A 26,393-nucleotide genomic window follows, 5' to 3' on the forward strand; every position below is an offset into this window, starting at 1 on the left:
GCAAAAAGATAGACAAAAACGTGTCAAATGATAGGATCTTGCGCCTTCACGGAATGCAAAACGTATCGTGTTCGAAAGATTTTTTTGTTTGGTACGTAAAAACACTACAAAAATAGAGAGGAACGATGACAAAGGGTATAGATAAGTACAGTATCGATAGTACCGACTATACGGTAGGTCAGGACAACGTTCAAAAATGGGGTTTTGATGTTCATAACCCAGTTTTTGGTATTAGTGCAGGTTTAATTGCGCTGTTTCTTGTCGCTGCATTAGTTCTAGATGCACATACCGCAAAGACGGCACTTGATGGGCTGAAGTGGAAAATTATTGGTTCATTCGATTGGTTGTTCATTATTGCAGGTAACATTTTCGTTATTTTCTGTTTGGCGCTTATCGTCTCACCAATGGGTAAGATCCGACTAGGTGGTAAAGACGCTGTTGCCGATTACTCGTTTATGTCATGGCTTGCAATGCTATTTGCAGCTGGTATGGGTATCGGTTTAATGTTCTGGAGTGTTGCAGAACCTGTCGCTTACTTCACCGGTTGGTATGAAACGCCACTTGGTGTTGAGGCAAATACACCAGAAGCCGCGAGATTGGCACTGGGTGCAACGATGTTCCACTGGGGCCTTCACCCATGGGCAATTTACGGTGTTGTAGCACTTTCTTTAGCATTCTTTGCCTACAACAAAGGTTTACCGCTATCTATGCGTTCGATCTTCTACCCACTTCTGGGTGATCGTGCATGGGGTTGGGCTGGCCACATTGTGGACATTCTGGCTGTGCTTGCGACTTTATTTGGTCTTGCTACATCCCTAGGTCTAGGTGCGCAGCAAGCAGCAAGTGGTATTCATCACGTATTTGGTGTTGAGCCAGGCCTAGGTCTGCAAATCGTCGTTATTACCGTGGTGACTTTACTTGCTGTTGTTTCAGTCGTACGCGGCATCGATGGTGGTGTTAAAGTCATTAGTAACATCAACATGGTTGTGGCGTTCTTGCTACTTCTCCTTGTTGGTCTTATCGGTTGGGCGGCGAGCCTAGGTTCGATTCCAACCACACTTATGGCATATGTAGAGAATATCATCCCACTAAGTAACCCGTTTGGTCGTACGGACGAAGCTTGGTTCCAAGGCTGGACAGTGTTCTACTGGGCTTGGTGGATTTCATGGTCGCCATTCGTAGGCATGTTCATCGCGCGTGTTTCTCGTGGCCGTACCGTTCGCGAGTTCATCACAGCAGTTCTGCTGGTTCCAACGGCGGTTACCGTTGTTTGGATGTCTGTATTTGGTGGCCTGGCGATCGAGCAAGTTGTTGATAAAGTAGGTGAGCTGGGCACAAATGGCTTGACTGACGTATCACTTGCTATGTTCCAAATGTTTGATGTTCTTCCATTTGGTAGCATGCTTTCTATCATCGCTGTTGTGCTGGTACTTGTGTTCTTCATTACGTCTTCTGACTCTGGTTCACTTGTTATCGACAGTATCACGGCAGGTGGTAAAGTCGATGCACCTGTACTTCAACGTGTCTTCTGGGCATTCATGGAAGGTGCAATTGCGGTTGCTCTGCTATGGATTGGTGGCTCCGAGGCGGTTCAAGCTCTTCAGGCTGGTGCCATTTCTACAGCACTGCCATTTACCTTCATTCTGCTTGCAATGTGTGTGAGCTTATTGATGGGTATGCGAACTGAGCGTCAGTAATTCGGCATTTTATAAAACCGTTTGACTAACAATTAATCAAAAGGCCAGCAATTTGCTGGCTTTTTTTGTGCGGTTTTTATGACGCTCGAGACAAAAAAATGACACATGAAAGTTCATATTTTACAAAGAGTTAATGTGCTATTTTGTTTTTTAAAAATTAGTGAATAGTCGTAAAAAAGTGTGTAATATTCATGCACCTTAACTGTTCTCCCAACTCAAAAAACTATAAATATGAAATTATCATTAAAACAAAAGCTTATAGGCGCAAGCCTTTCTGCTGTTGTTGTGATGGCAACAGCACTTACTTGGTTGTCGGCTGGTCAATTATTTGATCAGACTCGTTCAGGTGTCTATTCACGTGCGCAAAGTCTTAGTACTACTGCGTCAGAGGGAATTTCTGATTGGGTCAATATCCGTAAAGATATTGCCACTGCGTTCAACGACTACTCGACCGAGCAAGACGTTGTTCCTTTCCTACAACAAGCTCGCAAGGCTGGTGGCTTCGATGACATCTTCCTTGGTACACCAAACGGTGATATGTACCGCTCTCATCCGGAGCGTAACCGTGCTGATTATGACCCTCGCACACGTCCTTGGTACAAGGATGCTGATGCCGCGGGTAAGCAAATCATCACAGCCGCATATCAAGACGCAATCACGAATGCACTACTTGTGACCATTGCTGAGCCAGTAATGAAAAATGGTCAGTTTGTTGGTGTTGTTGGTGCGGACGTACTGATCGATCAGCTTATCAGCGATGTGATTAACTTAGATGCAGGTGAAAACGCGCATGCGATGCTAATCGACATGAATGAAGGCACCTTCTTAGCGCATCCAGATAAAAGCTTGACGCTTAAGCCTATCACCAGTGTTCTAAAAGATTTTTCAGAAGAGGCAATTGAGCGCGCCGCCGATGAAGGTCGTATCGAAGATACGGTAATCAAAGGAAAAGAGAAGCTTTACTACTTCAATAAAGTTCCTGGTACGCATTGGATGTTTGCGATTGAAATGGATCGCGCAACAGAAGAAGCAGGTCATGCGGTATTGCTACGAGATCTATTGTTCACTGCTGTGGCGATCACGATTGTGGTTATTCTTGCAGTTTCTTGGCTAGTTGGTTTCTTGTTCCGTGACTTGAACCGCGTATCAAATGCACTGGAAGAAATTGCATCTGGCGAAGGTGACTTAACGCAACGCCTAGAACCACGCAGTGATGATGAAGTAGGTAAACTGGCGGAAAACTTCAACCGTTTTGTTGGCAACATGCACACAATGGTTACTAAGCTTAGCCACGTATCTTCTGCGCTTTCAGAGCAAGCACGCACGACAGCACAGCAAGCTGAGGAGCGTAGTCAGCGTATCTCTTACCAGCAAGATGAAATCAACATGGTGGCGACGGCTGTGAACGAAATGGCAGCAGCGACACAAGAAATTGCAGGTAATGCTGATAGTACGGCAAGTAACTCAGAAGAAGCGGTTCAAGCTTGTTCACACGGTTCAAGCCAAGTAACTCAAACGCAAGGCTCTATTCAGAACTTAGCGCAAGAAGTTCAAGTTGCTACTGATGTGATTCAAGAGCTAGAAGCACACGGAAATAGCATCAATACGATTCTATCAACGATTCAAGGCATTGCAGAGCAAACGAACCTACTTGCACTTAACGCGGCGATCGAAGCGGCACGTGCAGGTGAGCAAGGCCGTGGTTTTGCTGTGGTTGCAGATGAAGTCCGCGTATTGAGCCAACGTACTCATGCTTCAACGCAAGAGATTCAAGAAACTATCGAGATGCTACAAGGCACAACAGCCAAAGCGGTCGGTATTATGGGTGACAGTCGTCGTCTAGCTGATACCAGTGTTGATGATGCCAATGCGGCTGCAGCGAGCTTGACGCAAATCCACACTGCTGTTGAGCGTATCAGTGATATGGCAACGCAGATTGCTTCAGCAGCAGAAGAGCAAGCATCGGTAACCACTGAGATCACTCGTAACACTGAAGGTATTCGTGACGTGTCTAACGAGTTGTCAGTCGAAGCTCATCAAGCAGCAGAACAAGCTGCTCACCTGTCTGAGCTATCACACGAACTTGAACAAGAGATTCAACGCTTTAAGCTGTAATCTTGTCTCAAGCTAAGCAAAAAAAAGGAGCCATCTGGCTCCTTTTTTGAACGCTATTAAGCGTGAAGTATATTACAGCCAGAACTCACTGATGGGTTGCTCTTCACTGTAATGATGGGCGATTTGCGCTTGCAGTAGCTCTGCGGTAGCAATTGCATCGGTTAATGCATGGTGAGGCGTATAGTCTGGCAGCCCATAACGGCGTCGAGATTGCGCTAGCCGAACCGATTCTGGTTTTTTCCCTTTTAAACGCTCCCAGAGAGAGCCTGAACGTTTCTGTTGAATCGTTTCTTCAAGGTGCAGCGTATCTAAAACAGGAAACTCAATACCTTCCCCTAAACGGCTTTTGAGCGCTTTATCCAGAAACTCTCTCTCGATACGACGGTAATGAACAACAATGATTTTCCCGCTTAAGCATGGTAGCAGCTCGCTTAAGATATCGCCTAAGTCAGGTGCATCGATCAATTCGCTGTGAGTAATACCGTGTATAATGACTGAATCTTCATCGAGTGCACGCTGTGGACGTACCTTCCAATGACGCGAGTTACGTAGGAAAATTCGCTTCAGGTTAAACGGCACCAAACCAATAGTAATGATGTCATGTTTTTCAGGATTCAAACCCGTCGTTTCGAAATCTAACGCCACGAACTCCACCTCAGATAACGGTGTTTCTGGAGCAGGCGGCTTGTTGCTATAAAACGCAATTAAATTCTCATCCTTCGCCATCTCCAGCTTTTGTTCAAACTTCGTTGGCCACTGAATGGTTGGCTTCTGAAAGAGCTTTTTAATCATGCTAAACCTCACTTAAAGCTCTTGTTCGCTTGGTAGCGGAACTTAAGGAAATTTTGACCATTGCTTAGGATCTGGAATGCATCCTTTAGGTTGCGACGTTCAAACTCAGAGAGGTTTTCCGGTTCGATATTGTTATCAGGCTCAATGCCTAGTTCCACATCCGTCGCTTGGTGACGAATACGTACCATGGAAATAAATTCTAACGCGTCTTTTAAGTCTTGTGCTCGACCTTTTGGCAAAATGCCAGCATCAATAATGTCGTCAAGACGCTCAAACGAGTTCTGTGCACGTGAACCAACCGCCAGAGAGTGAACGCGAATTAAGTCGACCAGAGGAGCAGTACCGCGACGTTTGAGGTTGATGGAGTTGTTGTGTCTGCCATCTTTTTCCATCACGAAGTCTTTAAAGAAGCCTAGAGGTGGTGTTCTGTTTAGTGCGTTACGAGCCAAACACGCTAAGAAGCGGTTGTTCTTTCGAGCGCGACGAACAATAAAGCTAGTTAACTGTTCTGCCCATTTTAAGCGGCCATAGACGCCATCTAAGTCGAAAAAGATAGAGGCGTTGAGTAGTGCTTTCGGGTTCGGGTTATCAATCCAGTCAGCAAAACATTCTTCCCACTCTGAACGAGTCATGCGCCATAGTGGGTTGGTTGCCATAATATCGCCTGTGCAATATTTGTAGCCACAGGCATCTAACCCATCGCTGACGTATTTTGCTAGGGCTTCGAAGTATTTACCATGTTTCTCTTCTTGATAGGTCTCATCTAGAATGATGGCGTTATCTTGGTCAGTCACCAACAGTTGCTCATCTCGCCCCATTGAGCCAAGTGCAAGGAAACAATAAGGAATTGGCGGTGGGCCAAGCTCTTCTTCTGCCATTTCTAGCAGACGTTGTTTGAAGCTTCGGCCAATGACCGACATCGCGCTACCCACCATGTGAGAGTTGGCATCTTCATTGACCAGACGCACGAAGCTGCTTTTCACTTCTTCGGCAACAACGGCTAAATCTTCGATAGTCTGTTGTTGGAAAATACTACTCACCAACAACAACGAATTCTGAGATTCATAACGAACAATGTCGGTAGTTTCGATAATACCGATTGGTAATTGGTTTTTTACCACTGGTAGGTGATGTACGTTGTAACGCAGCATCGTTAACATTGCTTCATAGATGTAAGCGTTGTGGTCAAGAGACATGACCTCCGTGGTCATCACACTAGACACATCGTCCTGTGGGGACAAACCTTCAGCTAACACACGGGTACACAAGTCACGGTCAGTAATGATACCAAGTACTGGGGACTGTGGATCGTCTTCGTCACGAAGGAAATCTGGGTCGACGATAAGTAAAGCCGATACGTTGTCATTCGCCATTTGCTGCGCGGCTTGCTGGATTGTCTGACCACGATCAATCGTATGAGCATCGCCAGTTAGCAAGGTTTTCACTTTCGACGTCGTCAGGTCATTGGCGTCTTTGTTTTCTGAAATGGCTTGGCGTAAACGAGCGCTATTTTCAACTTCAACAAAATCCGCAAAGGAATCAAAGTTATCGTAAATTTCTTGGAAAATGTCACCAGGAATACAGTAGAGCAGGGTATCCTCAATGGCTTTTACTGGAAAGCGGACTTTGTTATTGGTGAGCATGCCCATCTGGCCAAATAGGTCACCTTCGTCAAGGCGGTTATACAGCTCACCTTTGCGTCGATAAACTTCAACAACACCGCTTCGCACCACGTATAAATCTTGGATATAGTCTCCAAAATGGATGATGGGGGTATCTTCTCGGTAGTACGAGATTTCGACACTCTCTGTCACCTTGTTTAGTGTTTCTTCAGGGAGTTCATTGAACGGGGGATACTTGGCGAGAAAGTTGTAAATCTCGAGAAGTTCTGCATCCATCGAAGGCGCCTTTTAGTTCGCAAATAATAAAGTAATCTTAACTTAGTTTTAAAACAGAGTCTTATCTGAACCGAGATTTTCGTGCTCAGTCATAAGATTCTGACATATCGCACGATAAGGGAGCTTCATTTTTACTACTATATGATCACCTCAATTGAAAAAGACGTCGTCGATATGTTTTCTTCGTGATGAATGATTAGCTCTTTGGCTGTTTCAGATCGTTATCACGTCTTTAGATTACGCTATTCTTTTTGAGCCAAGTAGCTCAGGCGATGGAATACAGTGTTTAGATAATTCTCATGAAAGGAAGTCGAATGGTGAGAAATTTATTGCTTGTTTCTTTAGCTGCTTTGCCGGCGATATCAAGCGCAGCGGTCATGGACCAAGCAGAAAAATTTGGGTACGAACACATTCATTTGGATGTTGGTGCCGGAACGACAAACGAAGAATGGTTAGATAACTCTAATGCGACCACAGTTGGACTCGGTGGTAACTATTTGTTTACTGAGAACTGGTTGTTTAATGTTGATTACTCAGCGCAGTTTTTCCATCCGGATGATTTTACTCTTCGCATTGACCGCCTTTTGTTTGGTGGTGGTTACCGTTATGGAGTTACAGAGCAATTCGATATCTACGGGATATATGGAATAGGCGCAATCAAAGCGAAAGCGACGGACGACAAAACGGATAATACGTTGTCTTCCGATAGCGAATTGATTCAAGCTGTAACTGTTGGGGTGAATTACTTGCTCAGTGAAAAGCTTATTGCGACAGCTGAAGTGGAGTTTAACCGTAGTGATATCGTTGATGAGAACAATTTTAAGATCGGTTTTAACTACCAATGGCATAAAGTCATCGGCACTGGTCTTTTTTATCAGTTTAGAGATACTGATTACAGCGGTGAAAGCTCAGATTACGTCAATGAAGTAGGGCTGAGTTTGAAGTTTGTCTACTAGATCGGACGGGTTCGTTTTTGGCGTTAAGTTAAAACAAAAAAGGTCAGCTTATGCTGACCTTTCCTTTTAATAAAGTATGCGACAGTCGATTATAAAACCGCTGCAATGCCTTTACACAGAGGGCCCATATTTGACTTCGTCATACCAGCAACACTGATTCGGCCAGAACCGACAATGTAAATACCGAACTCTTCTTTAAGGCGGTTAACTTGCTCTTTAGAAAGACCAGAGAAAGAGAACATACCATTTTGACGTTCGATGAAACTAAAGTCTGCGTCCACACCCTCTGCTTTTAGTGTCGCTACAAATAGTTCACGCATTTCTTGAATGCGGTCACGCATTTCTGCTACTTCAGCTTCCCATTCCGCACGCATTTCGGCGTTGCCAAGAATGTGAGTCACGACAGCGCTGCCGTGTGCAGGTGGGTTAGAGTAGATAGAGCGAATAATGGCTTTAACTTGAGAAAAAGCGGTTGTTGCGACTTCTTCTGACTCAGCTACTAACGTGAAGGCACCTACGCGTTCATTGTATAGGCCAAAGTTTTTCGAGAAAGAGCTCGCGACTAGGATTTCTTTGTTGTATTTAGCAAAAGTACGAAGACCTGCAGCATCTTCTTCCACACCTTTAGCAAAGCCTTGGTAGGCGAAGTCGAACAGAGGAAGCAACTTCTTCTCTGCGACAAGTTTCGCCAATGTTTCCCATTCTTCAGCTGTAGGATCGATCCCTGTAGGGTTGTGACAGCAGCCGTGTAGAAGCACGATGTCGCCTTCAGATGCAGATTGCAGATCATTTAGCATCGCGTCGAAGTCTTTGTCTTTTGTTTCAGCATTGTAGTAGCTGTATTGTGCCGTTTCGATACCAGCAGCAGTAAATACGCCGTTGTGGTTCGCCCATGTAGGATTGCTGATCCAGATCTTTACATCGCCTAGTTGACGTTTAATGAACTCGCCGGCAACACGTAGTGCACCAGTACCACCCGGAGCTTGCGCTGTTTTAGCGCGTTTTTCGTTTACAATTCCTGCATCAGAGCCGAAAAGCAGTTTTTGCACTGCAATACCGTACTCTGCTGTGCCTTCGATGGTTAGGTAAGATTTGGTTTTTTCAGTTTCAACAAGTGCTGCTTCAGCTTTCTTTACTGTCGCAAGAACGGGAGTTTCGCCTTGCTCGTTTTTGTAAATACCTACGCCAAGGTTAATTTTGTCTGCGCGAGCATCTTTTTTAAACTCTTCAGTAAGGCCAAGAATAGGGTCAGCCGGAGCGGCAACTACTTTTTCAAACATAATCTTCATCCATGTTAATCGAAGGGGTGTGCTAACATTTATACCTTTCAGCAATATTGGTTACAACCGTTACTGAAAAGAAAACCTAAAAAAGTTGCGATTTGAAACAGAATTCTAACATAACTAAAGTTTTTGCCATGAAAACGTTTGGTAGGCACAGAGTTTGAAGGGCATTTATGCCATGGTTGGAGAAGTTTTGCACACATCCCAATCGTTTCAATTCAGTGCTTTGCGTTAACGCGTTTATAATTGTCTAGTGAGGATTTGTTGAGACAAAAACGCCCCACCAAAGGTGGAGCGTTTACTGTTAGAAGTATGGATATCGGTTGGGGTTATTTCTTCAGATTGATTTCCGACTCAACCGCATTGGTTTCGATGTCAGGGTTAGAAGAAAGTTTTTCAGTCGCCCAGTCGTTCATATGCTTTAAGATCGCTTTTAATGCGTGCTTTTCGGTTGGTACTTCTGTCTTTTCAACTTCAAGTTTTTGCTTCGGATGCGTACCCGTCGCATCTTCCGCAACGTGTAGCCAATCTGGGTGCCAGTAATAAGGTTGGCCGGAAGGAGAGCTCCAAGAATGTACGCCGTTGGATTCACCTTTGTATTTAATATCTTCTTCGTTGTATTTCGCCATTATTGTTTTCTCTCATAATCCATGAGTTGAGGTGTGCATCACCATTACTATTTAAATGTAACAGATGTAATGAAAATTAATGTGATAACAATCGACTTATTTTGCCCTTTGAACGCTATAGAAGATGCGTACTTCTCATTCAGGAGAATTTACTATTTGGCAGGTTTTAGCTTTATTTGTGTTTAAAGCATACGACGATGGATTCGCCTACCTAATGCTATTCTTGAACGGTGATAGAGCCTAAACTACTCGTCATTCAAGTGTTTGAGAATCGCCGCTTTTGCATGCTCTTCTGTCGCTGTTTCTCCATCAGGGACTTCAAGGTCAGCCTTTTTGTGTTCACCCAAAGCATCTTCAGCGATATGCAGCCAATCAGGATGCCAATAATAAGGGGTGGTACTGCCAGGATGGTCCCAACTATGTACACCTTTATGTTTTCCGCGATACGAGAGATCGTCCATTGTAAAAACTTTCATCGCTTCCTCCTGATTTAAAGACCGTAGCTCGAAGTGAGTTTAACGAACTCAGTCCAACGTAAAACCTTGGCTTTTAGATATTGCAAAGATGTGAGGCAATATGTGTGTAACAGTCAAAGTATGGGATATAAACTCTCACTTCGTGGCTGAAATATCTATTGATAAGCTTGATAAATTACGTTGCTAAATTGAATACTCCCATATCAGAATGCTGGCGCGAAGTATGCTATGGTGCGGCTGTAAGTGAAATGAGGGAAACATGAACCGATACCGTCAACTGGCTGAGCTGTTCAAAACGCAGATTCAGCAAAATACATGGAGAGCAGGGGAAAAGCTGCCATCAGTGCGTGTAACAAGCCGAAACCATTCTGTCAGCGCAGGTACGGTATTACAAGCTTATCAGCTGCTCGAAGCACAAGGTTGGGTCGCAGCGAAACCTCAGTCTGGATACTTTGTGACTGCGGAGTTGGACCGCTTCGAACCGAGTTCTCCAGCCACTTCCGTTTATCGCTCTAGCATCAACGATGAACTTTACGACTACCTCAAAAATCAGGCCTCACCGAATGCGGTGAAGTTTGGCTCCGCGTTTCCAGACCCAGCATTGTTCCCATTAGAAGCGCTAAACCGCAACCTAGCCAGCTCAGGCAGGAAGATGGGGGCAGAGACGTTATTGGATAACTTGCCGCCGGGCTGTGAGTCTCTACGCCGTTTGATTGCTCAACGGTACATCCAACAAGGTATGGTGTTTACCCATGATGATGTTGTCGTTACTTCTGGCGCATTAGAAGCGTTGAATTTGAGCCTTCAGGCCGTGACCCAGCCTGGAGATACTGTTGTAGTTGAATCACCGACGTTTTATGGCGCACTTCAAGCGATTGAACGTTTAGGTCTAAAGGCGATAGAAATAACGGTGGATCCGTTAACTGGACATTCAGTGGATCAAATTGAAGCGACTTTTGCCGACAATGATGTTCGCGCATGTTGGTTAATGACTAACTTTCACAATCCAACAGGAACCTTATTAAGTGACGGGCAGAAGCAACGTATCGTCGAACTGGCTGATAAATACGATGTGTACTTGATCGAAGATGATGTGTATTCAGAGCTTTATTTTTCTGAAAAAAAGCCAAGCTCACTTAAAGCTTTTGATACACAAGAACGCGTGTTGCATTGTGGATCATTTTCAAAAAGCCTTTGCCCTGGCTATAGGCTGGGCTGGGTGGTAAACAAACGCTTCAATGAGCAACTTCAAAAGCTGCAACTTATCTCGACGTTGTCAGGCAGTGCACCAATCCAGCAGGGTATCGCGCATTACTTACAAAACGATAGTTATGATAGCCATCTTAGAAAACTGCGAAAGAATCTTGAGCAGCGGCAATTGGCGTTTATTGAACTGGTTGATAAGTACTTTCCCCAATCGATTCGTTACACGCAACCGGAAGGCGGCTATTTTCTTTGGATAGAACTGCCGAAAACAAAGTGCGGAAAAGCGATTTATCAGAAGTTATTGGAAGCGAACATCACTGTAGCATTTGGTCAGTTGTTTTCTGTCGCTCCAAATTATGAGAACTACCTGAGGCTTAATACATCGTTACCTGTAAATGATGAATTAGAACAAGCCGTGAAGACGGTCGGAGAATTACTTCATTAGCCAACTGTTTACCTGTTTTTTGCTCAAACTGTATCAGTGGACGATACCGAAGCTGTGTTTCAATCATGGGCAGACAACCATTTAGGTTAGGAGCCGTAATGAAAAAGCAGTTGGTAAAGCATGAACTTAGGTTGATGGGTGTTGCTATTTTTAGCGCATTTTTGTTGGTTTTTGCACACTTGATATTGGCGAAATCTTTTTCTCATATGGTTTGGACGGAATACACTGCTGCCGTTATCCCATTTGTGATGTTTGGCTTGTGTGTGGTTGGAGTAAAATACGCAGCGCGAGCAGATGAGGATGACGACGAAAATAACAACTAGAGTGCATACACCGGTTGCTAGAAAATCATTCGTACAAAATAAAAGACCTCCACATGGGAGGTCTTTTTAATTCGATATCACTAAAAAGTGATTAGAAGTTCGCAGAGCGAGGAGTACGTGGGAATGGGATCACGTCACGAACGTTGCCCATACCAGTTACGTAAGATACTAGGCGCTCGAAGCCTAGACCGAAGCCTGCGTGTGGCACTGTACCGTATTTACGTAGGTCGCGGTACCAGCTCATATGTTCAGGATCGATACCCACTTCACGCATACGTGCATCTAGAATGTCTAGGCGCTCTTCACGCTGAGAACCACCGATGATTTCGCCGATGCCCGGTGCTAGAACGTCCATCGCTGCAACTGTTTTACCGTCATCGTTAGCACGCATGTAGAATGCTTTGATGTCTTTCGGGTAGTTCTTAACGATTACAGGTGCTTTGAAGTGTTCTTCAGCAAGGAAACGCTCGTGCTCAGAAGACATATCGATACCCCATTCAACTGGGAATTCGAACTCACGACCTGAATCAAGAAGGATCTGGATTGCGTCAGTGTAGTCAACCTGCGCGAAGTCAGAAGAAACGAACTGCTCTAGACGAGTGATTGCTTCTTTGTCGATGCGTTGAGCGAAGAACTCAAGGTCATCGCGACACTCTGCAAGCACCGCTTTAAACACGTACTTGAGCATGTCTTCAGCCAGTTTCGCTACATCATCCAGTTCTGCGAACGCAACTTCAGGCTCAACCATCCAGAATTCTGCTAGGTGGCGGCTTGTGTTTGAGTTTTCAGCTCGGAAAGTAGGGCCGAAAGTGTAAACTTTGCTTAGCGCACAAGCGTAAGCTTCTGCGTTTAGCTGACCAGATACGGTTAGGAACGTCTCTTTACCGAAGAAGTCTTCGTTGTAGTCCACTTTACCAGCGTCAGTGCGAGGAAGGTTTTCCATGTCTAGCGTAGATACGCGGAACATTTCACCAGCGCCTTCAGCATCTGAAGCCGTGATCAACGGCGCAGATACCCAGAAGTAACCTTGCTCGTGGTAGAAGCGGTGGATTGCTTGAGATAGGCAGTTACGTACACGTGCTACTGCACCGATTACGTTTGTGCGCGGACGTAGATGCGCAACTTCACGTAGGTACTCGATTGAGTGACGAGTTTTTGCCATTGGGTAAGTTTCAGCATCTTCAACCCAACCAACCACTTTAACGCCAGTGGCAGCAAGTTCGAAGTCTTGACCCTTTGCAGGAGATTCAACAATCTTACCAGTTACTTCAACAGAGCAGCCAGTCGTTAGCTTTAATACTTCGTCTTCGTAATTATTAAGATTATTTGGGACCACGGCCTGAATCGGGTCGAAACAAGAGCCGTCATATATGGCAAGGAAAGAGATTCCAGCTTTGGAATCACGACGTGAACGGATCCAGCCACGAACAGTCACTTCGCTGTCTACTGCTAGCTGACCTTTCAATACGTCTGATACAGGCGCGTAAGTCATGTTTTCAATATTCTCCATTGAGGTAAAAATTCAACTCAACGCTTACTTAAACTACTTGTCTGATAACATTTTTGTTCAAAAAACAAGCTAAGCGCTGAGTTGGGTAGCATTTTACAGATTCAACGAGACATATTACCTGTCAATTCGCTCGCATCAACCTTTATATTCGTTTTGATGGGGAGAATCTCTCTATTTATTCACTCTTTTGTGCTCTGAAAGTGTGAATTGGTTTAGTAATTGCTCTAAACGTTCGGATAGATGCTCTAAATCAACACTAATATCACGCGTGTGCGATGCCGATTGCGATGTGTCGTTAGCATGCAGTGTGATCACATCTATTTTAGATTGAATATGCTGACTTACATCAGATGTGGTTTGCGTCTGGTTTTGGATATCTTCTGCATGTCTGAGCACTTGGCGCATTTCGTCAACAACGTTATGCATTGTGGCTGATAGTGCCTCGACATCGACAGAGCGTTGATGAGCAAACTGGCAGACGGTATCAACAGAAGTTAATGACTCTTCACTTCCTTGCTGGAATTGAGAAATGATATGTTCAATATTACCAGTGGCTTCAGCCGTCCTAGAAGCCAGGTTACGCACTTCTTCCGCGACGACCGCAAAACCGCGTCCTTGCTCTCCGGCACGGGCGGCTTCGATAGCAGCATTCAACGCGAGCAGATTGGTTTGTTCTGCAATACCCTTAATAACCACAAGAATGGACGACACTTCTTCGGTTCTTTGATTTAGAGAGCTGATTTTTTCCCGTACGGTATCAATGTTACTTACTAGTTGTTTGATGTCTTCACTGACGTTGTGTGCTTGGCTTGCACTATGAGTGGCGACATCAACGGTGTGATTGACCAAAACAGTAGCGTTGTTAGTCGAGTCCTCAACCGCAGTTTGTTGCTGCAACATATCGGTGATATTACTTTGTACTTCGTTGGTCTCTAGCTGTTGGTTATTGGCCGCTTTATCTGTGGACTGCGCGACAGCAGTTAGTTTACTCGCGGAGTCGGCAAGTGAGTGAGAGGTGTCTTGCACACGTTCTAAGCTTTCGGAGACCGTATCCATGAATGAATTGATTGCTGTAGAAAGTTGGCCCACTTCATCCTGTTGGTGATGCATAAGTCGTTGAGATAGATCTTTGCTATGGCTCACATTCGACATGAATTTCGACGTTCTTTGAATTGGTCGTACAATGATTTTTTGAATCAAACTCATCGTTATGATGAAGCCCACAAATGCGATTACGGCCATTATTCCCATCGCAAACATTGCCTGTTTACTGATCATTGAATTGACATGATTCATGTTGTATTCCAAGCGAATCGCGCCCAACACTTCTCCTGCTGGTGCAACGTGGCAAGAAACGCAGTTGGTGCCACGGTAATTTTCGCTCGATTTCATTGGTAGCGCGACTACTAACCCTTTGCCCCAATCGGCTGAGATTGGTTCAATCACCAGTTCACCATTCAACGCTCGTTGATCAATATCATCGACAGGCTGCTGGTTTTGTTGCCCAGGTCCGTAAAGTTTGGTCACAGCGTCAGCTCGCAACACGCGAACTGCTTCAATGCCTTCTTGGGCCAGGGCCTTTTGACGTAAGGTTTCTTTTTGCGACATGGTGCCCGTAAGCATCATCATATTTAGGCTGTCGAAATAATTGCTAGCCTTATCATGGAGTTGTTCACTAAGAACATCATTGATTAAGGTTTTTTGTTGATGGTATTGGTAAGCCGTAGAGGCAGCTAGAACGCAGCTGAAGACAGCAATTAACGCCAGTAAGAGCTTAAAAGTGATAGTTGAGCGCATAAATTTATAAGTGTAATTGGAACGAACTGCACAATATTAATGTGCACAAATGCGCACTGCGAACAACGAAATGAATGATTGTGACCCCACACATGTTGGGGATATGTAATTGTGATGTGAGTGCTGTGTAATCAAATGTTTGGCGCGTGACAGAAATACGGCGCTTTGGTGTGAGTGATAGCAAAGAGGCCGGGAACTAGCGGAAGTTTTTGCTACGCTTGTATGGGGTAACGCTTGTCTCTTGGCAGCGAATTCCTTAGTATTGCCTGTCTTTTTAAAGCCTGAGAATCAAGATGAAAACAGAATTATACAAAGAGTTTATGTTCGAAGCAGCACACCATTTGCCACACGTACCAGAAGGTCACAAGTGTGGTCGTTTGCACGGACACTCTTTCCTTGTTCGTCTTTATGTAGAAGGTGAAGTTGATCCACATACAGGTTGGGTAGTGGATTTTGCAGAGATCAAAGCTGCGTTTAAACCAATTTACAATCGCTTAGACCATTACTACCTAAACGACATTGAAGGGTTAGAGAACCCGACTAGCGAAGTGTTAGCAAAATGGATTTGGCAGCAGCTTAAGCCAAGCTTACCACTGCTAAGTAAAGTAGAAATCAAAGAAACGTGCACAGCGGGTTGTATTTACAAAGGCGAATAAGTCACTTTCTATTGAGCATTAAACAAAGGCAAGCGAGAAGCTTGCCTTTGTTGTATCTGAATGGCCCAATTTTGATTATGCTTCACCAGTTAGCTTAATGGGTGTCGTAGAATCCATTCTTTTTCATTATCACCCAATGTTGTTTCCTCTGTATTAATGAATCCGCACGCATCAAAAAAACTGATAGCGTATTGCTGACTTTGTGGAACAGTGGCGCAAAGAGAGGTGCTTTTAGGGTTAATGGTATACGCATAAAGGAACAGTTTACGCAATGCCTCACTCCCAACCCCTTGACGTTGGAAACGTTGATCAATCATCAAGTACTTAAGCTCCAGTTCGTATCGTTTAGCAAACGGCGCATGTTGGGAGAAACCTTTATCGATAACAAGATAGCCTACTAATAGATCATCAGAATAAATCGTAAAGAACGCCTCTGACTTACTACGTTTTTGATAAGCCATTTCAAACGGTGTAAAAAATCCTTTTTGCTCTTCTTGCACATCCAATTGCATCAAACTTGAAAAATCTTTCAGTTTGGTGGGTTTAATCGCAATCATCGCTCAATCACAAATTGGCGGCATACCTTTATGCCACCACGAGTTTTTATAGAGTATTAGATCTATTTTAAGTAACTAACCGAGTGAAGAAAAGCTAGCAATGAAGAGGGTAATAATAACCTTGGTGAATATAGGCGCCCAATGTTGTGAGTAAGTGAGCACTGTCTGCCGTTTCTACGCCTTCAACAATGACCGTGCAGCGATACGTATTGCCCATAGCAATTAACTGACGCAAGGTTTCTATCTTTTTATCATCAGATTTTAGGCCAATAACAAATTCTCGGTCGATTTTGAGGTAGTCCGGATTCAGCTTGCTGATAAGCGCCACATTATTATTGCCGGTGCCAAAGTCATCAATACTGATTTTACAATCCAGAGCTTTTAGTTTCGCGACATTGTCATAAATCTCAGAGGTATAGTACATCGATGCATTTTCTGTGATTTCGATTGTCAGCAAACGGCAATCCCGATTAGATAGCTCTCTATATAGGATTGAAAAGTTACGCCCTCGCAGCAAAGAAGGACAAACGTTAATGCTGATAGGGATGGGCAACGCTTTTTGTTTGGTGTAGATGGAATCAATCACCAGTAAGGTATGAGTTAGCAGCAATCCATTGCGGATCAGTGTTTCAATAAACCGTTGCGTATTTTTTACCTTAAACCGGGAGAGGGCTTCGTAGTGCACAATCTTTTGTGCCGAAGTGTTATAAATCGGCTCCAGTTTTATTTTGAACTGTCGAATTGCGCACAAGTAAGCTATAAAGGCTTGTAGGGAGCGGTGACGCAGTATAATGAGAAAAAGTAAGCTCAGTAGAATGATACTTTGAAACGGCCCAGAGATGTAATACACCTCTTTATAGCCACTATTCTTTACGTGATAATTGAAAAAGCGTTCATTGGTGTTACCAATCTCTAACGACGTTCCGGTATTCGTTGATAGCTTCATACCGGAAAGAAAAAAACGTGAAATATGATTTTCAACATTGTCGGATAAGTTAATGTTTTTAACACGAACCAAAACAGTTGCGTTATTTAAGTCAAATGATTGGGTAGTGTAATTGCTATTGTTACTCCACTCTTCAAACGCTTTTTTGCTGACAGGGACAACGGTTTCTGGAGTGACTAAGCATCGAATATTGAAACGATCTAGCATCATGCTCGACTCCACCAACTTCACATTATCAAATAGTGACTTCAGTTCGCTTTCATTAGCAAAGCAACTCCTGCGGGAAAGGTTCTCTGCAATTTCGAAGGCGTTATCCAGATAATTATGTTTAACGATGCTGTTTATCGCGTAGTAACAGATAGCAAAGAAAATGATCGCAGTGATCAACACAACCCACATTGCTTCTGAATAGATCTTTTTATTACGCAGGCAAATACGAAGCGCTTTGCGAAGACTATTGGTTGTGTATTGATTGATCTTCTGTTGATGTTCGATGCCATTCTGATGGTTGTTTTGCATAGTAAAAGGAATGAAGTATCCGGTCCGGTGAATGTTTTCGATAATGTTTTTGTTAGTGGTTAAATGTTCTTCCGTGAGCTTGCGAAATTTCTTTCTTAGAGCGGCCACCGCGTTTTTAAAGCCATTTTCAGGCAGTGTCATTTTGTATTGTTGAGTGATTTTGCTTTCTATTAACCGCTGACTAATCGGCGTATTTAAACTGCCGTATGTGGCGATAGTTGACAGAATGGCGTACTCATTTGGGTTGACAGGAATGGAGTGGTGGAGTGACTGATTGAGCTCTAGAGATATTTCGTTTTCGGACAAGCAAACGCAGATTTGGTTTCCAATTTCAAACCTAATCATGTGTTGATGTGCTCCAAGTTTAATTTTTGGCTACGTTATCAATAAAGCTAGGGAAGAGATGTGATTTTTTACTGAGATATCCATAATATTTGGATATATTCAACGTTTTAGGTTTTTTTTTACTTGTCCTGATAACGTATTCTCCTAGGTTTTTTGGGTATAAAAAAACCCGAGCATAAACTCGGGTTTTGATTGGTATTCAGAAAGTCGTATTAGCAAATCACTTTGATTGCTAGACCACCTTGAGATGTTTCGCGGTATTTCGCGTTCATGTCTTTACCTGTTTCTAGCATGGTTTCGATAACCTTATCTAGAGAAACAGTTGGAGCTGAAGAGCGACGTAGTGCCATGCGAGTTGAGTTGATTGCTTTTACTGCCGCAATACCGTTACGCTCGATACATGGAACCTGAACCTGACCTGCAACTGGGTCACACGTTAGACCTAAGTTGTGCTCCATCGCGATTTCTGCTGCCATACATACTTGCTCTGGGCTACCACCCATAAGCTCAGCAAGGCCTGCTGCTGCCATAGAACATGCCACGCCAACTTCACCCTGACAGCCAACCTCTGCACCAGAGATAGACGCGTTGCGCTTGTAAAGACCACCGATTGCGCCAGAAGCCGCAAAGTAACGGATGTAATCTTTTTCAGTCACAGTTTGGATGAACTTATCGTAGTAAGCCAGTACCGCAGGGATGATGCCACACGCACCGTTAGTTGGTGCTGTAACAACGCGGCCACCTGCTGCGTTCTCTTCGTTTACTGCGAAAGCGAACATGTTTACCCAATCAACAACAGACATTGGGTCGTTTGTAGTCTTTTCTGAAGTAAGTAGCTGCTGGCGAAGTGCTGCTGCACGACGAGGCACACGCAGTGGACCTGGCAAAATACCTTCTTCATTCATACCGCGATCCATACACTCGCGCATTGTGCGCCAGATGTTTGCGAAATAAGTACGAGTTTCTTCATCTGAATGAAGCGCATGCTCATTCTTCATGGTTAGTGCACTGATGGACAATCCACTTTCGTGGCATTGGTTAACCAGTTCCTCTGCCGTTGTAAACGGGTAAGGTACTTTTACTGGGTTTTCAGCTTCTTTACCGAAATTTTCTTCATCAACGATGAAACCACCGCCGATAGAGTAGTAAGTTTTTGAGTACGCTTTTTCGTCATCAATCCAAGCGTGGATCTGCATGCCGTTTTCGTGTAGCTCTAGGTTTGTTTTGTGGAAGTTCATTCCACCTTCACGTGGGAACGATACTGTGTGACAGTGCATGCCAACAGGAAGGCGTTCAGTTTCTTCTACACGAGCGATAAAGCCCGGGATAGAATCGATATCAACTTTCTCAGGAGTGTTGCCTGCAAGACCCATGATGATAGCAATATCTGTGTGGTGACCTTTCCCTGTCAGTGATAGTGATCCATAAACGTCAACGGTGATTTTAGTGATGTCGCGCAGTTTTCCCATTGCACGAAGATCATCAATAAACTCTTTACCCGCTTTCATTGGGCCTACAGTGTGTGAGCTTGAAGGTCCAACACCGATTTTATAGATATCAAAAACACTAATCATATCGATTACCTCAGAAGAAAGCCTCCCAAGGGGAGTTGGGAGGCTTAATTTTATCGTTATATTTTTGGATTAATCATACTGCACTGGGCAGAGATGATTAAAGAGCGCCGTAGATTACAGAACTAATTGCAGCAAGACCACAGATTGCTGTGAAAATTTGCACAGGTGCTGAAGTTTTGTACTTAGCCATCGCAGGAACTTTTTGCATTGCGAAGATTGGCATCAAGAATAGGATTGCGGCAATCATCGGTGCACCCATTGTTTCAATCATACCTAGGATGCTTGGGTTAACGATAGCAACGATCCAAGTTGTGATTACAATGAAGATTAGAGACATCTTCTCGATCTTGCTTACTGGTGATTTTGAACGAGATTTCACTAGACCAACTAGACCTTCGTGCGCACCTAAGAAGTGGCCAAAGTAGCTAGAGGTGATCGCTGCGAAAGCAACCAATGGACCCATGTAAGAGATCAGTGGAGATTCATGCACGTTTGCTAGGTAAGAGAGAACAGAGATGTTTTGCTCTTGCGCCGTTGCTAGTTGCTCTGGAGACAGAGAAAGTACAACAGAGAAAACGAAGAACATAACAAAGCCCATCAGCATCATTGCTGCGCCACCGGTGATAGCGTCAGTTTTCTTAACTGCGTCATCACCGTATACACGACGTTGCTCTTTAGAGAACTGAGAAATGATTGGGCTGTGGTTGAAAGAGAACACAATAACAGGGATTGCTAGCCAAACGATAGCTGGCATTGCACCCCAGTCAGGTGACACTTCCATCATTGAAGTGTTCCAACCAGGAATTAGGTATACAGACAGTGCTAGTAGGATGAACACGAGAGGGTAAACCATTGCTGAAGTTGCTTTCAGCATAAGCTCTTTACCGAATACTACGCCTGCTGTCATTGCAGCAATAAGTGCACCAGAAAGTAGCCAGCGAGGAATAGATTCCATGCCCATTTGGTTAACTAGGAAAGAGTCAACTGTGTTTGTGATACCAACACCGTAGATAAGTACGATTGGGTAGATAGCGAAGAAGTAAGCGAACGTAATAAGGTTTGCGCCAGTCTTACCAAAGTGCTCTTCTACTGTGTCGGTGATGTCCGCTTCAGGGTTTTTCGCAGAAAGAACGAAACGAGCTAAAGATTTGTGTGCGAACCAAGTCATTGGTGCTGCGATTAGGGCTAGGATTACTAATGGCCAAAAGCCACCTGCACCTGCTTTAATAGGAAGGAACAGTACACCTGCACCTACTGCCGTACCAAAAAGGGACAGACACCAGGTAAAGTCTTTGTAAGAAAACTTACTAGACGATTGTGCGGTAGAAACCGCAGAAGTAGTTGTATTCATTTTTTAGTTACTCATTTTGGGAACAGGAAATAAGTCGGGAGTAATTTTGCAAGATTTTACACTAGGAAAATTAGATCTAAATCATTTATTGCTTACGCTTATTGAATGATATGTCAAAAACCTGCTTTTTATCACGAAAATGATGTGCTACTCGTGATTTCTGCTAATGAGTAAAATTAGAAAAACTTATCAATAGGGCTGTTTGTATAAATTTATTTCACCGCAAGCGTTTGCGGTGAAAATGGAAAATTAATCTAATGTGAATGAATGTTTATGAAGCAACGTTTTATTAATATTGATGCGCATAATGATCGCGCCTATAAAAGCACCGATATCAACAACTGTTTAATGTGAAATAATATGTTTTTGCATTGATTCGATAATTTGTGCCGTCATGCCCCAGATGAAATGCTGTCTATATGGGATAGCAAATACACGATGACTGCTTCTTTTTAGGTCAAATTTGGTGCTATACAATTTTTTGGGGTTCAGAATATGGTTGGCAGGAACCTCAAAAACTGACTCTACTTCATTTGGGTCAATATGCGTTTTATATTCCGGAGAAACAAAAGCCAAAAAAGGTGTCACATTAAACTGACTAATCGTTGGTAGTGTAGGCAGTTGACCAAACACATGAATATGCTCATCTTCTATCCCAACTTCTTCTTTGGTTTCTCTTAAAGCGGTATTCACGAGCTGAATATCTTCCTGCTCATATTTGCCACCGGGAAAGCTGATTTGTCCCGGATGATGGCGTAAGTGGGCTGCACGCTTAGTCAGAATGACTTGTAACCCGTCATCGCGTTCCACAAAACCGATTAAGACTGCCGCATCTCTCAGGGACTTTTCTTTCATCCATTTCAGTCGTGCAAGGGACTCTTTGTGGTAGCCCGTTGGAAGCCGAAATTGAAAGCTCTGTAGTAAATGAGTTTTGTCGATAACCAAACTGAGTCCTTATTTATCGTGCCTAACCATTATTTATTATACTCAAAGACGGCAAAGCGTATGGCGTTATCGTTACTGGTTGCCAAATAAAGCATTCACATTAAAACACTCGCCAGCACTTTCCCTCTTTGTGTTGTGTGTCTCACTCTGCTTGAACATATTAATTTGAAACTTATAAGGTTATACACCATTCTTTATTTTAGGACGTCACTATAGGGCAAGTATTGGCCAATGAAAGGGATTATTTTCACCGAGTTCATGGAGTTAGTAGAAGAGAAATTCGGTCTTGATGTGTTAGACCAAGTTCTCGATCTTTCTAACGATGAAGGTGTTTACACCGCTGTTGGTAGTTACGATCACAAAGACTTAGTTAAGTTGATCGTGAATCTCAGTAAAGTATCTGGTGTTCCGCCCGAGCAACTACAAGAGGTGTTTGGAGAGTGCGTCTTTTTGAATTTACTTCGCTCCATTCCTAGTCACGCCAGTTTGCAACAGTGTGAAACGACGTTTCAATTTGTTCGCCATGTTGAAGACTTTATTCATGTCGAAGTTAAGAAGCTTTATCCTGATGCTAACCCTCCGCAATTTGATTTCATTAGTGAAAACCAATCCCAATTGGTATTTGACTACCACAGCGCAAGATGTATGTCTCACGTATGCTTAGGATTGATAAAAGGCTGTGCTGCACATTTTGGTGAGGTAGTTCATATCAAACATCAAAAACAGTCAGAAGATGGCAGCAAAGTACGTTTTTGGTTAGAGGCTCAATAAGAACGATATGACGGGAAGTTCCTCATTAGAAAGGAAACTCAAACGAGAAGTTGCATCAAGAAAAGCAGCTGAGCAGCTGTTGGAACAGAAAAGCTTAGAGTTATATGAATCCAACCAGCAACTCAGTGTTGCATTGAAAAAGCTAGAGCTGAAATCTAAAAAGGATCTTCGTAAGTTTGAGTTTGAAGAGCAAATTGATGCCACGTTGATTAAGTTCGGTCGTACTTTTTTATCGAGCACGTTCGATGAAGCAATGATAGCGAGCTTTATTGAGCAGCTCACTTCTAACTCGATCATTTCTGCGGCTTACTTGTTTCTTGACGCTACAAAGCTGAGCTCATTGCGTCGTCATCACTTTGGTCACTTACAGCTTCGTCATAACAACGAGATTTTAACCTCTCCTAATTGGCAGGGAGAGAATTTGCATTTGCCAGTTATCATTGATGGGGAAACGGTTGGGGAGTTGATTTTCTCTGTGTTGCAAGATCAAATCGATCAGTCTTTTATTTCCAAACAGATGGAGCTCGTGTCTGACTTAGTTCATGGTGTTATTGGTCGACACTTAAGTTTAGAGCGAGAGGTCGAGCTGAGAAAGCGGGCTGAGGAATCAGAAAAAGCGACGAAGGAGTTTGTCGCCATGATTAACCATGAGCTGCGAACTCCTCTCAATGGCGTATTGGGTAGTGCGGAGTTATTGAGTCGAACCCAATTAGAAGAAGAGCAGCGTCAATACTTGAGCAATCTGACTCAATCAGGGGACTTATTGAGAGTTATCATTAATGATCTTCTTGATTTCAGTAAGATGAATGCCGGTATGATGGAAATCATACATAAAGTCTTTGCCTGGGAGGAACTTGAAAAAGCCATCATGGGTGTATTTGCAGCTAAGGCTGCTGAAAAACGCATCCATTTCTCTATCGACAAAAAGCTGGGGATTCCAGAATTTTTAGTCGGTGACTTAGAGCGCATTACACAAATTTTGGTTAACTTGGTGGGAAACGCGATTAAGTTTACTCACTTGGGTGGTGTCGTGTTACGGGTGGAATGGCTTAACGGCACGGCTTATTTTGAGGTTGAAGACACTGGTATTGGCATCCCAATAAAAGCACAGCCGTCACTCTTTGATCCATTTGTCCAAGTTGATCGCTCGGCGAAACGCAGCTTTGAAGGCTCAGGTTTAGGTCTCGCGATTTGTAAAAACCTTGTGGATTTGATGCAAGGTCAAATTAGCTTTGAAAGTGAAGAGCGCAAAGGGACAACTTTTAAAGTTGCTATTCCTCTTGAGGAAGGGCAAGCACAAGGCACAGCAGAGGGGGAGTTGGTCACCATAGAGCGAAGCGATTTAGCAGGACGCTCAATATTAGTGGTTGATGACATCAGAATGAATCAAGTCATTGTTACTCAAATGCTGAAAAAACTCGACATTACACCTGATTTAAAAGCCAACGGCAAAGAAGCATTAGAAGCGGTGAAAAGTAAAGACTACGAACTGATATTCATGGACTGCCGAATGCCAGAAATGGATGGTTATGAGGCGACGATGTATCTGAGAGAGCGTGGCTTTACTCATCCTATTATTGCATTAACCGCTGGCACTACCATCGAAGAGCGTCAAAAGTGCATTGATTCAGGCATGGACGACATCCTCACTAAGCCGTACACCGCAACCGATATCGAACAGATTATGTGTAAGTGGCTTGAGCAGTAGACGCTGCCTCTTAAAAAGTATGTTTGTTGGCCAACGGCTAAAAGCTAAAGTACATGCAAATAAAACACACAAAAAAACGCACCACACTGGATAATGCCGATCATTTAACGATGTTTTTTGGGTCATTCTAGCGAGCCTTGGCGAGACTGAGAATCTAGTAGCAGCACGATGAGCGGGTAATGAAACAAATTTGACCACAAAGTGCTTGAATAGAAGAACCTGTATCACGCTCCTTCGTCGCTGTGCAGGGTGATGAGATACGGAAATATGCCACTCGCTGTTAAATGAGCGGCATTACCGTTCTGGAGGCGTTTTAGATTGTTTTCGTCAATAGCATTAAAGCGACGTTGTCCACGGTTGAAATCTACGATTGCAGCGCTGGCAAAATCTTTGAAAGTTTATCCAACGTTTCTTGATACTCAGAGGCGCAATCGCTATCTGCCACGACGCCGCCGCCAGCCCAAGCGTAAAGTTTGTTTTTTTCCGCTACAAGAGTTCGGATAGTAATGCTGGTGTCCATACGACCATGGCGTGAAATATAGCCAATACTGCCGCAATACGCGCTGCGTCGATGCGGCTCCAGTTCTTCAATGATCTGCATTGCGCGAACTTTAGGTGCTCCCGTGATTGAACCACCTGGAAAACACGCTCGCAGCAAATCCGCAGGAGCGTATTGTTCATCCAAATTTGCACGAATGGTGCTCACCAAATGATGCACGGCAGGGAAGCTTTCAATATCGAACAACTTTGGCACGTGAACGCTACCCGGTGATGCAACCCGACCAATATCATTACGCAGCAAATCGACAATCATCAGGTTTTCTGCCTGATCTTTTTCCGCTGTCTGCAAGTCATGGGCATTAGCGTTATCTTTCTTTGGATCTTCGCTGCGTGGTCGAGTACCTTTGATTGGTTTCGTTTCAATGACGCGATCTTTGAGCTCTAAAAAGCGCTCTGGAGAGATACTCAAAATCGAAGACTCAGGCATACGGATAAACGCTGAGAATGGCGCTTGGTTGGCGGACTCCAATTTCAGATACGCTTGCCACTCGCTGCCTTGATACGGTGCGTTAAAGCGCTGCGCCAAATTGATCTGATAACAATCACCGCTCAACAAGTATTCTTGCACCTTGTCAAAGCGAGTGGCGTAGCTCTCTTTCGTCATGTTTGACTGCCAAGCACCAGACAAAGCGAAGTCAACGGTTTGTTCTGCTTTTTGCTCGTTTAACCACTGCCAAGCTTGCTCGATATTCTGACCAACTAAGCATGCTTTTTTAAGCTTGTGGTCAACAACGACGGCCCATTCATACAGACCTACCGCCATATCCGGCGTGTTGAGATCTTTTTCTGCCACTTCTGGCATCGTTTCTACGCGGCGACCTAAATCGTAACTGAAGTAACCGAGCGCACCACCAACAAAAGGCAAATCCAACTCCTTATTTAACTCAACGTGAGGAAGCCACTGTTCTTGCAACTGATGAAGTAGCGTGAATGGGTCATCTTGAGTTGAATAGGCATTCGATGGCGTTTCAACTTGTGTGTTGTCGGCAGTGGTTTCTAACGTTGCAATTGGGTTGGCGACCAACACATCGAAGCGGCTATCGATATGCGTTTTTGATGCAGAACGCAGCAACATCGCCCAAGGTAGGTGTTGAATGCGAGAAAAAAGGTGAAGAGCAAACTCTGGTGCGTATTCCAGCGCTTTAAAATCAATGAATTGATTGTCCATGTTGTTCATTTGTGTAATTTGTGACAAAGAGATCGTTCACTGCATGGCATGTCATGGGCAGCAAGAGTATCATACTCCTCTGTATAGCCAAACTCCCTCTATTCATAGGGTTTTGAGATGGTTTACAAGTAGGCAACTTCAGCATTTCGTGTGTCGATATCAGCC

General features: G+C 43.9%; 21 protein-coding genes. 8 read left to right on the forward strand and 13 right to left on the reverse strand.

Going from position 1 to position 26,393, the window contains the following annotated elements; translation table 11 throughout:
* Window positions 1-125: 125 nt before the first annotated feature.
* Entirely contained in the window at window positions 126-1,697 is a 1,572-nt protein-coding gene (locus tag R7E47_RS08200; protein ID WP_005376879.1) for a BCCT family transporter, read from the forward strand.
* Window positions 1,698-1,928: 231 nt separating this feature from the next.
* Window positions 1,929-3,812, forward strand: a complete 1,884-nt coding sequence (locus R7E47_RS08205) for a methyl-accepting chemotaxis protein (RefSeq protein WP_005376880.1) — start codon at window positions 1,929-1,931, stop codon at window positions 3,810-3,812.
* A 72-nt stretch (window positions 3,813-3,884) separates the two neighbouring features.
* Here R7E47_RS08205 and R7E47_RS08210 read toward each other — a convergent pair whose 3' ends face one another.
* Together R7E47_RS08210 and R7E47_RS08215 are read right to left on the reverse strand one after the other, a co-directional pair.
* A complete protein-coding gene (locus R7E47_RS08210; RefSeq protein ID WP_005376881.1) occupies window positions 3,885-4,604 on the reverse strand; it encodes a 3'-5' exonuclease in 720 nt (239 codons plus the stop codon).
* Window positions 4,605-4,612: 8 nt separating this feature from the next.
* Complete coding sequence (locus R7E47_RS08215; protein WP_053306567.1) at window positions 4,613-6,502, reverse strand: DUF294 nucleotidyltransferase-like domain-containing protein; 1,890 nt, start codon at window positions 6,500-6,502, stop codon at window positions 4,613-4,615.
* Between the two features lie 314 nt (window positions 6,503-6,816).
* On the opposite strand from R7E47_RS08215, the gene R7E47_RS08220 reads away from it, so the two are divergent.
* Window positions 6,817-7,458 carry an outer membrane beta-barrel protein gene (locus R7E47_RS08220; RefSeq protein WP_054574733.1) on the forward strand — a complete coding sequence of 214 codons (642 nt, stop codon included), beginning with the start codon at window positions 6,817-6,819 and terminating at the stop codon, window positions 7,456-7,458.
* Between the two features lie 89 nt (window positions 7,459-7,547).
* Here R7E47_RS08220 and R7E47_RS08225 read toward each other — a convergent pair whose 3' ends face one another.
* The 3 genes from R7E47_RS08225 to R7E47_RS08235 form a co-directional block, all read right to left on the reverse strand.
* Complete coding sequence (locus R7E47_RS08225; RefSeq protein WP_318084053.1) at window positions 7,548-8,738, reverse strand: amino acid aminotransferase; 1,191 nt, start codon at window positions 8,736-8,738, stop codon at window positions 7,548-7,550.
* A 332-nt stretch (window positions 8,739-9,070) separates the two neighbouring features.
* Window positions 9,071-9,370 carry a hypothetical protein gene (locus R7E47_RS08230; protein WP_005376885.1) on the reverse strand — a complete coding sequence of 100 codons (300 nt, stop codon included), beginning with the start codon at window positions 9,368-9,370 and terminating at the stop codon, window positions 9,071-9,073.
* 245 nt (window positions 9,371-9,615) lie between these two features.
* The gene (locus R7E47_RS08235; RefSeq protein ID WP_017636104.1) at window positions 9,616-9,846 is read right to left on the reverse strand and encodes a hypothetical protein; all 231 of its coding nucleotides are present in this window, start codon (window positions 9,844-9,846) and stop codon (window positions 9,616-9,618) included.
* Window positions 9,847-10,105: 259 nt separating this feature from the next.
* Here R7E47_RS08235 and R7E47_RS08240 point away from each other — a divergent pair, with 259 nt between their 5' ends.
* A complete protein-coding gene (locus tag R7E47_RS08240) occupies window positions 10,106-11,497 on the forward strand; it encodes a PLP-dependent aminotransferase family protein (protein ID WP_005376887.1) in 1,392 nt (463 codons plus the stop codon).
* Between the two features lie 98 nt (window positions 11,498-11,595).
* Window positions 11,596-11,820 carry a hypothetical protein gene (locus R7E47_RS08245; RefSeq protein ID WP_017636102.1) on the forward strand — a complete coding sequence of 75 codons (225 nt, stop codon included), beginning with the start codon at window positions 11,596-11,598 and terminating at the stop codon, window positions 11,818-11,820.
* A gap of 91 nt (window positions 11,821-11,911) precedes the next feature.
* On the opposite strand, the gene asnS is transcribed toward R7E47_RS08245, so the two are convergent.
* Complete coding sequence (asnS, locus tag R7E47_RS08250) at window positions 11,912-13,312, reverse strand: asparagine--tRNA ligase (RefSeq protein WP_047103214.1); 1,401 nt, start codon at window positions 13,310-13,312, stop codon at window positions 11,912-11,914.
* A 189-nt stretch (window positions 13,313-13,501) separates the two neighbouring features.
* Window positions 13,502-15,127 (reverse strand): methyl-accepting chemotaxis protein, encoded by a 1,626-nt coding sequence (locus R7E47_RS08255; protein WP_054729078.1) that lies wholly within the window; start codon window positions 15,125-15,127, stop codon window positions 13,502-13,504.
* A gap of 293 nt (window positions 15,128-15,420) precedes the next feature.
* Between R7E47_RS08255 and queD the strand changes: the two genes are divergently transcribed.
* Entirely contained in the window at window positions 15,421-15,783 is a 363-nt protein-coding gene (gene queD / locus R7E47_RS08260) for a 6-carboxytetrahydropterin synthase QueD (protein WP_005376896.1), read from the forward strand.
* Between the two features lie 89 nt (window positions 15,784-15,872).
* On the opposite strand, the gene R7E47_RS08265 is transcribed toward queD, so the two are convergent.
* The 5 genes from R7E47_RS08265 to R7E47_RS08285 form a co-directional block, all read right to left on the reverse strand.
* Complete coding sequence (locus R7E47_RS08265) at window positions 15,873-16,340, reverse strand: GNAT family N-acetyltransferase (protein WP_017636099.1); 468 nt, start codon at window positions 16,338-16,340, stop codon at window positions 15,873-15,875.
* A 94-nt stretch (window positions 16,341-16,434) separates the two neighbouring features.
* On the reverse strand, window positions 16,435-18,150 hold the full coding sequence (locus R7E47_RS08270) for an EAL domain-containing protein (RefSeq protein WP_318084058.1): 1,716 nt from the start codon (window positions 18,148-18,150) through the stop codon (window positions 16,435-16,437).
* A 212-nt stretch (window positions 18,151-18,362) separates the two neighbouring features.
* A complete protein-coding gene (locus R7E47_RS08275) occupies window positions 18,363-19,724 on the reverse strand; it encodes an L-serine ammonia-lyase (protein WP_005376899.1) in 1,362 nt (453 codons plus the stop codon).
* A 97-nt stretch (window positions 19,725-19,821) separates the two neighbouring features.
* The gene (locus tag R7E47_RS08280; protein WP_005388284.1) at window positions 19,822-21,075 is read right to left on the reverse strand and encodes an aromatic amino acid transport family protein; all 1,254 of its coding nucleotides are present in this window, start codon (window positions 21,073-21,075) and stop codon (window positions 19,822-19,824) included.
* 345 nt (window positions 21,076-21,420) lie between these two features.
* The gene (locus R7E47_RS08285) at window positions 21,421-22,020 is read right to left on the reverse strand and encodes a CoA pyrophosphatase (protein WP_318084060.1); all 600 of its coding nucleotides are present in this window, start codon (window positions 22,018-22,020) and stop codon (window positions 21,421-21,423) included.
* A 231-nt stretch (window positions 22,021-22,251) separates the two neighbouring features.
* Here R7E47_RS08285 and R7E47_RS08290 point away from each other — a divergent pair, with 231 nt between their 5' ends.
* Window positions 22,252-22,791 carry a heme NO-binding domain-containing protein gene (locus R7E47_RS08290; RefSeq protein WP_258481320.1) on the forward strand — a complete coding sequence of 180 codons (540 nt, stop codon included), beginning with the start codon at window positions 22,252-22,254 and terminating at the stop codon, window positions 22,789-22,791.
* Window positions 22,792-22,798: 7 nt separating this feature from the next.
* Complete coding sequence (locus tag R7E47_RS08295) at window positions 22,799-24,499, forward strand: ATP-binding protein (protein ID WP_005388280.1); 1,701 nt, start codon at window positions 22,799-22,801, stop codon at window positions 24,497-24,499.
* 364 nt (window positions 24,500-24,863) lie between these two features.
* Here the strand turns inward: R7E47_RS08295 and pabB are convergent, their stop codons facing one another.
* On the reverse strand, window positions 24,864-26,228 hold the full coding sequence (gene pabB / locus R7E47_RS08300; RefSeq protein ID WP_258481319.1) for an aminodeoxychorismate synthase component 1: 1,365 nt from the start codon (window positions 26,226-26,228) through the stop codon (window positions 24,864-24,866).
* Window positions 26,229-26,393: the final 165 nt, after the last annotated feature.

Source organism: Vibrio sp. Vb1026, assembly GCF_033338745.1.
Classification (GTDB): Bacteria; Pseudomonadota; Gammaproteobacteria; order Enterobacterales; family Vibrionaceae; genus Vibrio; species Vibrio alginolyticus.